Source organism: Cupriavidus sp. 05N38 (genome assembly GCF_056397345.1).
Genome location: NZ_JBFTNF010000175.1, coordinates 1 through 606 on the forward strand (window position 1 = coordinate 1; position 606 = coordinate 606).

General features: G+C 64.6%; 1 protein-coding gene. It reads left to right on the forward strand.

All coding sequences use genetic code 11. The annotated features are described in order from the left end of the window. Window positions 1–7: 7 nt before the first annotated feature. Window positions 8–606, forward strand: a 599-nt coding sequence (locus AC1DK4_RS40785; RefSeq protein ID WP_441643679.1) for an iron-containing redox enzyme family protein, incomplete at its 3' end; no start/stop codon positions are given.

Here is a 606-nt window from a genome sequence, read left to right on the forward strand (position 1 = left end):
CCCCCCAATGCCCGAACTCATGAACCGCGAAGACTTCCGTGCCGCTCTCGAAAACGCCATCAAGGGCAAGAGTGCCAACAAGGCCCCCTTCAGCGTCGCCTGGGCCAGCGGCAAGCTCTCCCGCGATCACCTCGCCCGCTGGGCCGAGAACCACTATCACTACGTCGGACCCTTCGCCGACTACCTCGCCTACATCTACGCCCGCACYCCCGACCGCTTCACCGAAGCCAAGGACTTCCTGCTGGCCAATATGTATGAAGAGGAAATCGGCGGCGACCGCCACACCGACCTGCTCGTGCGCTTCGCCGAAGCCTGCGGCACCACCCGCGAGCGCGTCGTCGATCCCGACAATATGTCCCCCACCACCCGCGGCCTGCAGAGCTGGTGCTACGCCGTGGCCATGCGCGAAGACCCCATCGTCGCCGTCGCCGGCCTCGTGGTCGGCCTGGAGTCCCAGGTCCCCTCGATCTACCGCAAGCAGACCCCCACCCTGCGCGACAAGTACAACTTCACCGACGAAGAAGTCGAGTTCTTCGACCTGCATATCGTCTCCGACGAAATCCACGGCGAGCGCGGCTACCAGATCGTGCTCGAACACGCCGACAC